The sequence below is a fragment of the Lysinibacillus sp. FSL R7-0073 genome (genome assembly GCF_038009065.1).
GTDB classification, from domain to species: domain Bacteria; phylum Bacillota; class Bacilli; order Bacillales_A; family Planococcaceae; genus Lysinibacillus; species Lysinibacillus fusiformis.
In genome coordinates this window covers 2,641,962-2,655,378 of sequence record NZ_JBBPAS010000001.1, presented here as the reverse complement: position 1 = coordinate 2,655,378, position 13,417 = coordinate 2,641,962, and the positions used below count along the sequence as shown (strand labels likewise).

Here is a 13,417-nt window from a genome sequence, read left to right as displayed (position 1 = left end):
ATAACATGTTAGTTAGAATGAAAGCATAAAATGACAAGATGGCGTAAAAAGTAACCTATTCCGTTAGAAATGATGGGAAATTTATAAGTATGACAACGAAGACGGTGTAAAAATTTCAGACAGATACGCCATTAATGTTAATAAGTGAAGTTGCGATTTTACAATAAACAACTTATTATACAGTCAGAGAGCATTTTTTTAGCTGTTAAAAGACTATTTAATGTTATTTTTGAATAACAAATAAAAGGTTATTCATAATGGAGGTTTCGAAGATGGACGCAATTGAAGTGTTAACGAATTTAGATCAAATACATGGGTATTATCAGCCGATATTTAGCGCAGACGCGCATACGGTGATAGCCTACGAAATTTCCGGACATCTACAAATTGAAGGTCAGCAAATTAATTTAAAGGATTTCGTCAATAATGAAGATATTCCAGAAGAATATCGAATAGATATGGAACATAAAATTTTGCATGCAGCACTAGCCCAAATTGGGGAAATTGCATCAGATATTGATATATACATTCCTAGTAACCCCAATTTATTGATGCAAGATTTTGGTGAAAGCCATTTTAATATTATCCAACAATATATTGGGGAAGAAGATTTACACCGTATCGTATTTGTCGTATCTGAGCATCGATTTTTAGGAGATATTAATAAACTGCACCATGCACTGAGGTATTTTACGACGTTTGGGGTAAAAATTGCTGTTCAGGAAGTAGGAGCTGAAAGTCATTTAGAACATATTGCATTATTGGCGCCCCATATTTTAAAAGTGAATACACGTGATTTAAATTATGATTCTTGGTCTGCTCAATCCGATATGATTTCTGCTATTGGCAGTCTTGCCTATAAAATAGGTGCGAATCTATTATTCGAAGAAATTGAAACGGTTTATCAGCTACAATTTGCATGGAAAAACGGAGGACGCTATTATCAAGGTCCTTATTTAGCCAATCCTGATATGAACCTTGTTGATAAAGAGGTATTAAAGGAACGCTTTAAAAAAGAATGCCAGCAATTTATTACGTCTGAAAAGAAAATGCTAGAGGCACAATTTTTGCAGCTAAAGAAATTAAGAGAAGAATTGGAGGCTATTGTTCACCGTGTAAAACCAACGAGTGATAATACCTCACAATTAGAGCATTTAGCTGAATTACTGGATAACTATTCTTTTAGACTATACATTTGTAATGAGGATGGTTTCCAATTAACGCCGAACGTCATGAGAATAGAGGGAAATTGGGAGTTGCAGCCACGTGCCATCAATAAAAATTGGAGCTGGCGCCCATACTTCTTACAAACGATTATTAAAATGCGAAACGATCAAAGTGGAGAAATCTCTGAACTTTATCGTGATATTGAAACAGGCGAAATTACAAGAACCTTTTCAATCGCTATCAACGAACATGAATACTTGTTTGTTGACCTTTCCTATGACTATCTTTACGAACACAATATTTTTAGGTAAGCCTAGAAATGGTTAACTATTAAGGGGGATGGGGTATGGGGTATGACTAATGATTGTACCGCTCAATTGACGCATGGATTTAGTCTATTTTAATTAATAAAGAGTGTGTTTGAGTTGCTTTCCATACATTCCTTAAATTAAAAACCCAACTACAAAAAAGTTTGTAGTTGGGTTTTCGTAACAGGATATTTATGACTTGTACTACAATTTAATAGCTACTTAATTTCTCTTAATTTCTATACATTAACTCAGTATACGTATCACCATATGGAGTTGCGGTTTCAGTTATATACGTGTTGATAATTGTACCCATAGGATTTCTTACTACATTTTTTACTTTGTGGTAAATAACGTCTTTTCTAACGCCCACTCGGATATATTTATTAGGGTACTGCGATTCATAAGTCCTTGTAGACGTGAAACTATGTGAAAATGAAATACCGAACGTCGATGAACCTTGTGCAAAGGAGCCGTTTATACTCCAAGTAATTCCACCAGCGATGGATACACTTTTCACTTTATCCCAACCTGGTGTAGCAGGATGATAACCAATAAATGCACGTGAAACAGTGTATTTTTCAAGTGTTGTCTGTGTTGTCTGATTACATGTAGCACATAAAGGTTGTATGCTGTTATTCACATAAGATTGGTAATCTTCTTCTGATTCAAACAGAATCATGCCGCCATCTTCTGTTGGTACGCTATACCTATCATCTGGCACAAATTCTAATTCTTCAAAGGGTAGTAATTCTGAATCACTCTCGGCTGCATGGACTAAAAGGCTACTGCAACTAAAAACTAAAAATAACACAAAGCTAAAGAACAACGAACTAAGTAACTTATTTCCAGTTATTGCTGTCATCTTTTAACAACCTCCCCTGTATTTGTAATTCAATTTCCATTATATACTAAGTGGCAATATTTGTATATACTAGGTTTGCTTATTGTATAATATGTAAGTATTAACCAAGGTTATTAAATTTTAAAAGAAGGTGGAAAAAGAGTCGTGAAAAAGAGATTAACATTTTGTGCTTTACTTGGATTATTGTTAATGCAAACGGCTTGTAGCTATAGTGTGGATGTTAACTATGAAGAGAACAACCCCGAAATTGTTCTTTCTGAAAATACAAAATTAGAAAATTTAAGAGTACTAGAACTGGATGCTAATCATGAAGAAAGTAAAAAGGTTCTTAACATATTTGGAGATGAGTTAAAGGATGGAATTTATGCTTATGATGAAAATGAACATAAAACATATATTTTGATAAATTCAACTACTAGGAATTACTCTGATTACTCATTTAAATTTAATAAGGAAAAGAAAATTTTAACACTTACGTATACAACTACAGAAGGGAGTAGTGCAAATAAAAAAAAGCTATTTCTTTTAGAGAGTAACAAGAAGAATCCTTATGAGGAAATCAAACTCCTTAATAATGGGAATGATGATGGTTTCATAGGAGTGTATACACAGTAAACAATATTTATAAACGTTTTATGGTGGGGTTAAATCACAGGGGTGGTAAACGGTCGATGATTCTACAAACGGTAGTAGGAGAACCGATGACCGAGGGGTTACCAGAGAAAGGAATATGCATCATTTTGCGCTTTGGTAGCCGAGAATGACAATGAGTGGAACACTGAAGCATCAAACTTAGAATTCTCTATCTCACAAAATGTGGGCTTCTATAAAACCAGTAAGGCACAGTAGATGTGTTTTACTGGTTTTATTCAATTTGTGAAAAATACTACCATAGCACTTCCAATTTAAAAGAAAATTTTACAATTTTTGAACGAAATGAAGAATCGCTCCGTCTAATGGAGGAAGGAGGCGAAAAGGATGAAATTTGAATTAGAGCAACATGCTATACGCGGGGATCATGAAGCGATACTTTCCCTTATTGAAATGGATGAGGATATTTTGTATCGCATGGCCTTTACATATATGAAAAATAAGCAGGATGCTATGGACGTAATGCAGGATCTTGTTTACAAAGCACTTAAAAAAATGCATACCGTTCAACAACAAGAATATGCCAGAACATGGCTTGTGCGCGTCTTCATTAATTGTTGTAAAGACCATTTAAGAAAACGTCCACCTACTGTTCAGATTGAGGAACACCACTTATCTGAATGGGTCATTTATTCAGATATGGAGAGATTATTGGAACATTTATCTTTGTCGGAGCAGCAACTCGTCTATATGAAATATTTCCAGCAGCTAAAGAATAAAGAAATTGCTGAGGGTACTGTAAAGTCTAAGCTTCATTACATATTAAAGAAACTTAGAAGCTTTGCTAAAGAAAAGGAGGACTGGCTATGAGTAAACCATTGATCGACGTTCCAAAGGAGGAACTTCAACAAGTTCGAATGGACATGTTTCGGAAAGTCCAGCGAGAAAAAAAGATAAAGAAGCGCATTGTTTCGGTTACATTCATCGCCATACTTTGCGTAAGTCTTATATTATCTATTCGCGTTTCCCCAACGATTGCTAGCCAAGTTGCAAAAATACCTGGCTTTCAAGCAATTGTATCAGCGATAGCAATAGATAAAGGAATAAAAGATATTGTCGATCATGATTATTATGAAGAAATCAATGTGACACAATCCAAAAATGGCCTATCACTTACTTTGCAGGGGGCGATTGCTGATAATTCGGGAATTGTACTGTTCTATGATGCCGATGCTTCATTTGATATTTCAGCATTAACCTTAGAGAAAGTTCAATTGTTCCAAGGGGATGATGAAATTGAATGTGGCTGTACGCTTACTAAGAATGAAAGCAATCAAACATACATTTCTTCATCGGTGGAATATAATTTTTTAGAGCCTATCGTCTATACGTCAAAGGATTTTAAAGCATTTTTTCACTTTAATGATGAACAGAAAGGTAATATTGATATTACTTTACCGTTTTCACTCAAAAAAGATATCGCAAAGGAAAAAACTTTTACTGCTAATCGTACGATAGATATCGATGGTCAGAAATTTACAATTACACAAATTCGCCGTTCCCCATTAAAAGTGGCACTCGATATTGAGGTAGCCAAAGATAATGCAATGCAAATATTAGCGCTGGATGATGTTGCCATCATAACAGAAAGCGGTGAGCGTAGAGATAGTATGATAAATGGCAATTCAATAGGAGGAAATATACGCGATGGAAAATTTACGCTATATTTACAAAGTAATATTTCGATGATCCAGAGGCATTGACGGTTATGATTGGAGCGGTTCATGCTGTGCCAAAGGGCGAGGATTTTATCGAAGTTGATTTTGGCACAAAAGAAATACTCATGAAGCCTAACTATTTTAATGGTGATATTTCCGCAGCGCCGCAAAGTGTTTCAGTAAAGATGAATAAGGATAATCAAGGTAAATTTTTAATGTTTTCTGATGCAATAAAAGAAGATGGTACGATGTTAGAGTTCAAAGGTATTTCGATTTCACGAGATGAGCAATACGTAGTGGAGACAACACAATTTGAAGAATATAATGGAAGGGCTAAACTATATTTGAACTATTACGCCAATCTTATTAGGAAAAATATTGAACTGAATATTCCTTTGCAATAAAGTTCCGATGTTCAAAAAGGCTCTCTTTTTTGGGCAACTTTTTTATAATTGTGGTAATTAAGCAGTGTGAAATAGATGAATTCCAATGAAAAACACCCATACCCTCTTTTATTGATCAAAGGCTCCCTAGAACCATAAAGTCGACAACAACGCCGCTTACTGGATTTTCAGACCCCAATACACTAATGCCTAATACCGTTACACCACTAATATTTGTCACATTAGCAGAGACATATTTTGCAGCAATATTCTTTTCTCTCATTTGTACTCTAGGTCTTAAATTAATCGATGCATTTGTAGAGTATACGCTTGATACTGCGAAATCAATAGTTGATAACAAAGGATTGCCATTCGCTAATGCATTGTCTGTAACATAAAATGTAGCGATACCATTTGCGTCTGATGTAGCTTGTCCATAAATAATGCGCTTTTCTTTTTGGGGATTCGACTCTCCAGCTTTAAATACATGTAATAATGTTGGTGCGAGTTTAATTATTTCAATGCTCATAGTTATTCTCCTTCGTTAAATATTTTAGTATCCATCCTAATCAAATGAATGATGCAATGCTATTTTATGAACGTTTTATTAGTTTATTACTTTATTAAAGTATGAGAAAAATTAATGTTATTAATCCTTTAAGCAATTTAAGGGTCACTTGGGGATGTAGTGACCCTCGAACAAATAATAATGGGATTTACTAACTTATTACGTTTGTGTAACTAATTCTACTGCTTCGATTACTAAAGGCGTACCTGCAGTGAGTGTACCCGTAACGTCATTAAAGGTTAACTCTGTTGCAGAAACTGTATAGGAGCCACCTTCTTGTAATACCCCATTAATATAGAAATTATAGTAGCCATTAGTTACTACTGGGAAAGCAGTAGCGGCATTTCCACTATCATTTAAAAATGCAGTTGCAGCAATAGTCGTGCCATCTGTGACAGCTAAATTTGCTGCTAAAATATTAAAGAATTTAGTGGAAGTTCCTGTAACATTTACATGGATATTTATAATTGAAAGTGCCATTTTTTCACCTCCTTTCAAAAAAATAATCTTTAGTGAAAAAAATAGTTCAGATTTAAGAAGTTGTTATACAGGTCCAAAAGTAGATTATTTTCACACCAGAAAATGAAAGTTTTCAAGAAAAAACAACTTATCATATTTCCACTATTATTATATGAATTGAATATGGAGGATGGCTTGGCGATATGTCTATTAAAGAAAATTTGATATAGGATTAAGAAATATAGGGAAGTGAGTGGCAGATGCCCAACCAACACTACATTAACGTGCTTAGGGCAAGACATTCATGGTCGGCAATAAATACAACATGAGGAAATTAATTATCTACTATTATTGAAATGGACTATTACGAGGGAAAATGCTTGCTTAATTACTTAAGCAAGTCATGAATAATGATGAAATCAGTCGCTTAGTGTTACTAGGGAAGACTAAACTTGTCATTTCTTGCGCTTACCTGGGAAATTATTTTTTATTTCCAAGCGAGGGGAAATATCATACAACATCGTTATGGAATGCAAGAATAGCAAATTAAAAGGAAATAGACATAATCGTCTATTTCCTGTTCCATAGCTTTTAACTTTGCTTTATGTTTGGCTTTTGGTATCGAGTGATGCTCATACCGGCACATTCTACAAGAGCAGTGCACTTTACCTTTACTCAATGTACCCCGTACAGACATGTATGCATTTTCCCGTAACATAACATTCTGTAAAATAGCCCATTTCTTTTGAATAGTTCGCTCTCTTTGATGGCGAATATAGGCCTTTGATCGGTTTTTCATCCATATCAGCTCCCTTGAGAAACCCAAGCTTGTAGAGAGGTCAAGGGATGTATCTGCACTCCCTACAAGCTTGGTATGTAGCTGATATTCCACATAAATCTTTTCATCTTATCAGTCCTTTTTACGAAAAGTCGCAGAATCATCGCACGTTACTCTCGAAATAGTTTATTGTGGAGCTCATTCTTTGAAACATACACTCATATCTTTTTAATGTACCATTTTTGGTTAAAAAAGGGTATTTCCTTTTCCAAATGAAGAATATAATACAATCTTAATCGTGAGACCGGAAAGTGAATTACAATAACCATGGTATTTTTAAAGAGCTAAAATGAGATGATATGGCTCCAAAGGAGGAAAGACTAGTTGCTATTTTTTACATTTGTCTGTATGGATTTTAATGAAGAGCTCTATAAATGTATAAAATAATTTATTGCCTAATTGGTGCGAATAAGACTTCAAAGTGTCTTATAACTGCAATACATAATAATTAGAAAAAATTTCAAATTTTGATTAGTTCAAGTCAATATTTAATGAGATAATATTCCTTATAAGGGTGATGTTTGGTAGCGGGAAGTAAATAGATAGTGTCACTTCCATTTCCATATCATTCACTCTTGGGTCAAGTCACTGTTACAGAAATAAAAATGATTCTTTCAAAGGGGAGATATTGTATGAGCGAAAAGGAGAACTCTTTAGAAGAAAAAAATAAGGAGCATATAAAATTTTCAATTGTAATACCCGCGCATAATGAAGAAAAGTACATTGGGAAATGCATAGAATCCATCTTAAAAGCTTCTAAACCATTTGAAAATCAAGTTGAAATCATTGTTGTATTAAATCGATGTACGGACAAAACGGAGGAAATTGCAAAATCGTATAATTGTATTGTATTAAAGAATAACGACAAGAACTTATCTAAAATTAGGAACGCTGCTGTTGAAATAGCGAGAGGTGAAATCATCGTTACGATTGATGCAGATACACTGATGAATGCACATGTGTTGTCTAAGGCAGAGGAGCATTTAAGCTCTGGAAAGTACATTGGCGGCGGTGTAACAGGAAAGTTTGAAAGAATGTCCTTAGGAATTTTTGTTTCGGCATTGTTATTAATTGGCCCATTATTCTTAAAATACGGAGCTATTTCTGTGGGAATCTTTTGGTGTTACAAAAAGGACTTTCAATCGATTAATGGATTTAATGAAGAAATGCTTATGGCAGAAGATGCAGATTTCGCTAAACGATTAAAAGTGTGGGGCCAAAAAAGTGGGAAGAAATATGGGACAATTCAAAATGGAATGATCACTTCAAGTAGGAAATTTGATAAAAACGGAGATTGGATTTTACTTAAACGTCCATCAATTATCTTAGCCTATCTGAAAGGGACTGACCGGAAATATGCAGATGAGGCCTATTATGAAAATCAAGATAGATAAAGACTTGTTCTTAAGTTAGATTTCAAGATGAGAGAAAAAAATAAAGAAACCATTGTGCCGTTAATCCTCATTCGATTAACGCTTTTTTTTGACGTTTTTAATGATCTAGTGATGCTGTAATAGATTATTACTTAACTAATAGAGGTGAAAAATGAGGTGATGTAGAATTCAAAAGTAGATGTAAAGCTTTATGAAAGGAGAATGTATGTTGACTACACCTAACAATAGTACCTTCATTAAAAATAGAATCGGTGCTGTGTTTATTCCAGTTCGTAACTTAGAGAAAGCAATAGAATGGTACAGAAAAATACTTGGTTTGGAAGGAGGAGAAGAACATTTTGGGCATTTATTCGTGGCACCCATGGAAGGAACAGCTAGTTTAATTTTAGATGCCATGCCAAAGTGGAGAAAAGAAGATGGTGATATTCCCACTTATCAAGTTCCTTCAATCCAATTTTTAACAGACGATATTCATGCTACTTATCAATTTATGAAAGACAATAATGTTGACCTTGTTACAGAAATACAGGATGATTTTTATTTTGTGTTCAAAGATTTAGATGGAAATTTATTAATGATTTGTAAAGCAGTAACTTAAGATTAAAAACATTGCACTTTGGTTAACAGATGCTATAAATCAAGATGGGATTCTACAAAGATCCTATCTTTTTTTATTTTTAAGAAGTGAACATGTGAACATACATACGATTGAATTACGAATTTCATTTTTATTAAAAAAGTTTATTTCAGTAATAGTATTCGTGTTGGATTGGTTATAGGGATGGTAAAAGGACTTGTCTCTTTTCTTGTAGAATGCCAGTCTATTTCAGGAGAGAGTAAGGAAAGTTTTGAAACTAAAGGTACGTATTTCTCGTGAAGAGATGATTAGCTATATACGAAAAGAATCTAAATTTAAATTTTCTGATTTCATAGGAAAAAGAGATATCTTGAAATTAAGATATAACACTTATAGGCGGAGATTACACACCTTATTCTTGTGGAATGTCGAAAGAAGGATGCTTTCAGGGATAATTGATATTGCTTATTCGGGTTTAGGCGATCCAGCCTAATGACCTAACTGGAATATTTACCAGCCAGGTAAAGATTTATTTTACTATGTGTATTAACTCATATCCTAACAGTAATGAAATAGGTGAACGAGTTATATTTTATTAAAATACATTTTACGTAAATGAAATTATCATATGATGCTTCACCTATGGTATGACTATCATCTTTTGCAAGCGAAGTTTTTCGACATAACTATAGTCATTGTTATGTGGCTTTTCAAAAGTATTCCAATACAAAGCGAAAGCAGCCGTAAAAACATAAGGTGAAAAGAAAATAGGTGAAGACAGATCTTGAGGGGAATGTGAATAGAACTAATATTTCGTTAGGGCGTAACGGAAAAGAAATACCATTTGCTGAATTGGCTTTGCGGACTGTCAATTCAAACTACCCCGCAATGTGGCAACAAAAGAATGGGGGGACTCACAATCGATGAATCTTCATTTCATTAAAAAGTGTTCTTCATTAGTGAGAAAAATAATGGCAGTGATCCTATTGGAGTGTATAGGCGGGAAGGGCAGACCTTAGCTTTTTTGAAGAAAGGAATACAAGATGGTACGAAGTAATTTAGATTTGAATTCATATAGCAACATTATATATGTGGATGCCGTAAAAGGTGCTGACACAAATGATGGCAGTAAAAGTAAACCATTAAGAACGTTGCCTACAGCCATATTAAAAGTAAAGGCAAATAACACGGCGATTATCTTAGCAGAAGGGACATACGATGTAGCTTCATTAGCTACTATTTCAGGAAGCTCTTATTCCGTAGATATTATAGGTCATGCATTGTTTGATGCAAAACGGCAATCGTCAATCAATTTACTAGGCACATATAACACAGCATACAAGATGAAAGCTAAGTATCGATACTTAGGTATTATATTTAGGCGTGGGGCTGCTGGAGACGCACGTGTATGGGAGTATTGGTATAACGGTTCTACATTTATGATGGAGTTTCATAACTGTGCATTTACAGGTGGGCCATTAATACCAACTACGAATGTTGTATATACAGCGAATAATAGTAGCTCAACATTAGATCCACTCCTATTTAAAAATTGTTTGATCACGCCAAATTTAGGAGGCATACAGACAGGAGCCTCTACTACTGGTGGGACTTTTCAATACTGTGCTGCACGAAGTACAACAATTTTAAGCAGACAAGATGCCACAAATATTAGTATAGGAACTAATTTCAATCCAGTGACTTTGGTATTGAATGATCCTACAAAAAATGAAGTTTATGGTTTGTACGCTGGCCTGTACCCGTGGAACGGCATGAAAAATCATTTCTTAATTAAGCATGACAATGTATACAAGAAAATAGATGATACCAAGAAATGGGTTACACTCGATGATAATATTGAGTCTATTGATTTCGAAAATCAGGCGATGATAGCAGCTAGTGATTTAGACAGAAGGCCGACTGAAATACAAATAGGACGGATGAATAAAGATAATAAGGAGATGAAAGTCATGGCTATATTTTCTCAAAAAATTAATCTCAAAAAAAATAAAGACATTATTAAAATTAACGTGACACCTGTCCGACAACCGTCTGTTTAGAAAGGATGTGAAGGCATGGCGGCTTATACAGGATTATGGGTGGGGCAGCCATTGATTCTTCCTTTGTTGGATATGGTGGTAAAGTCACATACGGCAATAACGGAAAGAATGGGATTAATCGGCAATCCGGTGGCGGAGGATCTTCCTGTACAAATATATGGACAAGTTCCTATGCTAGATTAATTTGAGCAAAAGGCGGAAACGGAACATCTTATTCGGGTGGTACAGGTGCAGGAGGTATTGTTAAGCATACTAGTGGGAGCTGGAAATACACTCATCCTTACAATCCAGAAGAAAACGATGGTGTAGGAGGAAAAGCATATGCCCTCCAATCCAATGTAAGTGGAACAAACTCTCGCTTGTCTGCAGGTGGCGGTGCAGGCATCAATGGTGGAACAGGCACTTATGGAGTAAGCTCAGGAACAATGCCGACAGCGCCACAACCAGGTCAAAATGGAGCAGGGGGTTTGCTCATTCTTTTTGTAACTGAAGTCAGAAAAATGGGATGGATTTCATCCAAAGGTTCCAATGGAGGCGGTGCATTAGATGCAGCAGGATCAGGTACTGGTGGAGGAAGTATTAACATTTTTTACACTGATCCGAATCTGATCTAGATTATTCAGGCGTCAACGCGGGCGGAGGTATCGGTGGGGGGGTCATCGAATCACTCTACAGGGGGAAAGGTTCAATCTCTATAGATTTTTTAAATCTCGATAAATATTTTATTAAAGACGAAAATAAAACCTACTATCGATATAATAATCAATGGTTTGATATTGACTTATCTATAATTACTGTAGAGGAATTAAGACTTATTCGATCCGATTCAATACCAAAAATTTCAGCAAGAATTCAAGCAAGTTTTGCAGTACAAATGAAGCTAGAGGATGTCAACGTGACATGTATGAAAGTTACTCGATATTATTTGATTACTTCACTGAAGTTCATTTTGCTACGATCCCAGAAGTCCATGAACGCAGTGTATTTAGAATAACTTACTTCTAATAAGCCAAGCCGAACTAATGCAAGTTATCCCTGATTTAATTGAAGGCGGAACAATAATATCTATTAAAATCGATGAAGCTAAATGGCGACGAATCGATCGACTTAACGTCAAATAAAGGAGCTAAGTCTATGGTCGAACAAATATATATAGATGAAGTAAACGGTAATGATACAAGTGGCACAGGAAGCTCGCAGAATCCTTATAAGACTTTGCATCATTTCATGGTGAATATAGCAGCCAGAAGTGGATCGTCATATCAGATCTTATTAGGCAAAGGAGAGTATGCATTTTCAGAAACGACCTTTCGATATTTCCAAAGTTCGCAAATTACAATTATAGGACAAGGAGTCAAGACATCTCTTGTTCAATCAACTGGTATCAATTCTAATGGCAGTGGTGTTGGCTACAACACAACGACCATTGAGTTTTGTAGATTGATTTATAAAACGACAATTGAAGGGCCAACAGTAAACTGCAATTGCTTTAGATGGAACTGGATTATGCGAAACGTTGCATTTGTCAATATACCTGATGATCGTAATGGAACCTTCCCGCAATTAGGATTCTTTATACCTAATGGCTGCAAATTAGAATTCTATAATTGTATTAAGCATAAATCGACAATCGGCTTTCTAAGAACAACCAATGGAACAATAAAGGTGTATGATTCGGCAGGACCATTTAAAAGCGGATATGCAACAGTAGATGCCAATTGGAATGCATCAGGCAATCTTATCAAGGAATTAAGTTTCTCCGATAACTTTGAAGTTATTAGTGGTGAGCATATTGGGCTATATAATGGAAAATACGCTTGGTCTGAAAATAAAGCTCTTATTTTTCATGATGGTGTATATAAGAAATGGAATCCTGGAGAAGTATCAGTTGCTTATGCAAATGCAGTACCTATTATGACTAGCAATACTGCCCCTAGTGGCAAGGTAACTACTAGTTCAATCTATGATACCAATTATGACGGATGGAAAGTATTTAACAGAAACGAGTCAGATGGTTGGGCTACTTTATATGGGGCTAATGCATATCAGTGGATACAATATGAGTTTCCTGTAAGAAATGTAGTTTCTTCATACAGTCTTCTTCCATTTAGTAATTCTTCTTTAAACTTAAATCAAATGCCTAACACATGGCGTTTTGAAGGTAGCAATGATGGTAGTAATTGGGATGTTCTTGATAGTCAGAGTGGGGTTACTTGGACTGCAAGAAATTACAAGACATTTACAGTTTGTAAAAATAATTTCCATAATTTTTATAGATTATTCATTATTAGCAACAATGGGCATACAAACATTGCCATAGCAGAAATAAAAATTGAGACTAAAGAAATTAGCAAATGCAGTCTCTGGGAATCCGTCTTTGATATACATCAGTTAGTGGAAAAAGGGATGGAAAACTTAACGCCGTTACTAAATCAAATATCGAAAGAATTCGATCCCATTCCAATGATTAAAAAGAGCAGGTGATTCAT

The 13,417-nt window shown here is 35.0% G+C and carries 14 protein-coding genes; 11 read left to right on the top strand and 3 right to left on the bottom strand.

Annotation, left to right across the window (positions count from 1 at the left end):
* Window positions 1-272 precede the first annotated feature (272 nt).
* Window positions 273-1,478 (top strand): EAL domain-containing protein, encoded by a 1,206-nt coding sequence (locus tag MKY88_RS13130; protein ID WP_291760115.1) that lies wholly within the window; start codon window positions 273-275, stop codon window positions 1,476-1,478.
* 229 nt (window positions 1,479-1,707) lie between these two features.
* Here the strand turns inward: MKY88_RS13130 and MKY88_RS13125 are convergent, their stop codons facing one another.
* Entirely contained in the window at window positions 1,708-2,340 is a 633-nt protein-coding gene (locus MKY88_RS13125) for a hypothetical protein (RefSeq protein WP_069481600.1), read from the bottom strand.
* A gap of 144 nt (window positions 2,341-2,484) precedes the next feature.
* Here MKY88_RS13125 and MKY88_RS13120 point away from each other — a divergent pair, with 144 nt between their 5' ends.
* The 4 genes from MKY88_RS13120 to MKY88_RS13105 all read left to right on the top strand — a co-directional run bounded on the left by MKY88_RS13120 (window position 2,485) and on the right by MKY88_RS13105 (window position 5,053).
* Entirely contained in the window at window positions 2,485-2,955 is a 471-nt protein-coding gene (locus MKY88_RS13120; protein WP_193832203.1) for a hypothetical protein, read from the top strand.
* Between the two features lie 363 nt (window positions 2,956-3,318).
* Window positions 3,319-3,801, top strand: a complete 483-nt coding sequence (locus MKY88_RS13115; RefSeq protein WP_328200636.1) for a sigma-70 family RNA polymerase sigma factor — start codon at window positions 3,319-3,321, stop codon at window positions 3,799-3,801.
* Window positions 3,798-4,694, top strand: a complete 897-nt coding sequence (locus MKY88_RS13110) for a DUF4179 domain-containing protein (RefSeq protein ID WP_340813869.1) — start codon at window positions 3,798-3,800, stop codon at window positions 4,692-4,694. Before MKY88_RS13115 ends, MKY88_RS13110 begins: the two co-directional genes overlap by 4 nt.
* 5 nt (window positions 4,695-4,699) lie before the next feature.
* On the top strand, window positions 4,700-5,053 hold the full coding sequence (locus MKY88_RS13105) for a hypothetical protein (protein ID WP_328200638.1): 354 nt from the start codon (window positions 4,700-4,702) through the stop codon (window positions 5,051-5,053).
* Window positions 5,054-5,168: 115 nt separating this feature from the next.
* On the opposite strand, the gene MKY88_RS13100 is transcribed toward MKY88_RS13105, so the two are convergent.
* Together MKY88_RS13100 and MKY88_RS13095 are read right to left on the bottom strand one after the other, a co-directional pair.
* Window positions 5,169-5,561, bottom strand: a complete 393-nt coding sequence (locus MKY88_RS13100) for a hypothetical protein (RefSeq protein WP_328200639.1) — start codon at window positions 5,559-5,561, stop codon at window positions 5,169-5,171.
* Window positions 5,562-5,759: 198 nt separating this feature from the next.
* Entirely contained in the window at window positions 5,760-6,080 is a 321-nt protein-coding gene (locus MKY88_RS13095) for a DUF4183 domain-containing protein (RefSeq protein ID WP_069481596.1), read from the bottom strand.
* Between the two features lie 1,449 nt (window positions 6,081-7,529).
* On the opposite strand from MKY88_RS13095, the gene MKY88_RS13090 reads away from it, so the two are divergent.
* From MKY88_RS13090 to MKY88_RS13065, 6 genes are all read left to right on the top strand, one after another.
* Window positions 7,530-8,291, top strand: a complete 762-nt coding sequence (locus MKY88_RS13090; protein WP_340813868.1) for a glycosyltransferase — start codon at window positions 7,530-7,532, stop codon at window positions 8,289-8,291.
* A 205-nt stretch (window positions 8,292-8,496) separates the two neighbouring features.
* Window positions 8,497-8,889 (top strand): VOC family protein, encoded by a 393-nt coding sequence (locus tag MKY88_RS13085; protein ID WP_419182563.1) that lies wholly within the window; start codon window positions 8,497-8,499, stop codon window positions 8,887-8,889.
* Window positions 8,890-9,911: 1,022 nt separating this feature from the next.
* Window positions 9,912-10,928, top strand: coding sequence for a DUF1565 domain-containing protein (locus tag MKY88_RS13080; protein ID WP_328200642.1), 1,017 nt, complete (start codon window positions 9,912-9,914; stop codon window positions 10,926-10,928).
* A 15-nt stretch (window positions 10,929-10,943) separates the two neighbouring features.
* On the top strand, window positions 10,944-11,111 hold the full coding sequence (locus MKY88_RS13075; RefSeq protein ID WP_328200643.1) for a hypothetical protein: 168 nt from the start codon (window positions 10,944-10,946) through the stop codon (window positions 11,109-11,111).
* 176 nt (window positions 11,112-11,287) lie between these two features.
* The gene (locus MKY88_RS13070) at window positions 11,288-11,542 is read left to right on the top strand and encodes a hypothetical protein (RefSeq protein ID WP_328200644.1); all 255 of its coding nucleotides are present in this window, start codon (window positions 11,288-11,290) and stop codon (window positions 11,540-11,542) included.
* A gap of 520 nt (window positions 11,543-12,062) precedes the next feature.
* Window positions 12,063-13,412 carry a discoidin domain-containing protein gene (locus tag MKY88_RS13065; protein ID WP_328200645.1) on the top strand — a complete coding sequence of 450 codons (1,350 nt, stop codon included), beginning with the start codon at window positions 12,063-12,065 and terminating at the stop codon, window positions 13,410-13,412.
* The last annotated feature ends 5 nt before the right edge of the window (window positions 13,413-13,417 follow it).

Excerpts from the sequence above, each read along its gene's own strand:
- MKY88_RS13085 (WP_419182563.1), top strand. The coding sequence starts at position 8,497 with ATGTTGACTACACCTAACAATAGTACCTTCATTAAAAATAGAATCGGT.
- MKY88_RS13065 (WP_328200645.1), top strand. The coding sequence starts at position 12,063 with ATGGTCGAACAAATATATATAGATGAAGTAAACGGTAATGATACAAGT.
- MKY88_RS13110 (WP_340813869.1), top strand. The coding sequence starts at position 3,798 with ATGAGTAAACCATTGATCGACGTTCCAAAGGAGGAACTTCAACAAGTT.
- MKY88_RS13080 (WP_328200642.1), top strand. The coding sequence starts at position 9,912 with ATGGTACGAAGTAATTTAGATTTGAATTCATATAGCAACATTATATAT.
- MKY88_RS13105 (WP_328200638.1), top strand. The coding sequence starts at position 4,700 with ATGATTGGAGCGGTTCATGCTGTGCCAAAGGGCGAGGATTTTATCGAA.
- MKY88_RS13115 (WP_328200636.1), top strand. The coding sequence starts at position 3,319 with ATGAAATTTGAATTAGAGCAACATGCTATACGCGGGGATCATGAAGCG.
- MKY88_RS13100 (WP_328200639.1), bottom strand. The coding sequence starts at position 5,561 with ATGAGCATTGAAATAATTAAACTCGCACCAACATTATTACATGTATTT.
- MKY88_RS13125 (WP_069481600.1), bottom strand. The coding sequence starts at position 2,340 with ATGACAGCAATAACTGGAAATAAGTTACTTAGTTCGTTGTTCTTTAGC.
- MKY88_RS13095 (WP_069481596.1), bottom strand. The coding sequence starts at position 6,080 with ATGGCACTTTCAATTATAAATATCCATGTAAATGTTACAGGAACTTCC.
- MKY88_RS13130 (WP_291760115.1), top strand. The coding sequence starts at position 273 with ATGGACGCAATTGAAGTGTTAACGAATTTAGATCAAATACATGGGTAT.
- MKY88_RS13090 (WP_340813868.1), top strand. The coding sequence starts at position 7,530 with ATGAGCGAAAAGGAGAACTCTTTAGAAGAAAAAAATAAGGAGCATATA.
- MKY88_RS13075 (WP_328200643.1), top strand. The coding sequence starts at position 10,944 with ATGGCGGCTTATACAGGATTATGGGTGGGGCAGCCATTGATTCTTCCT.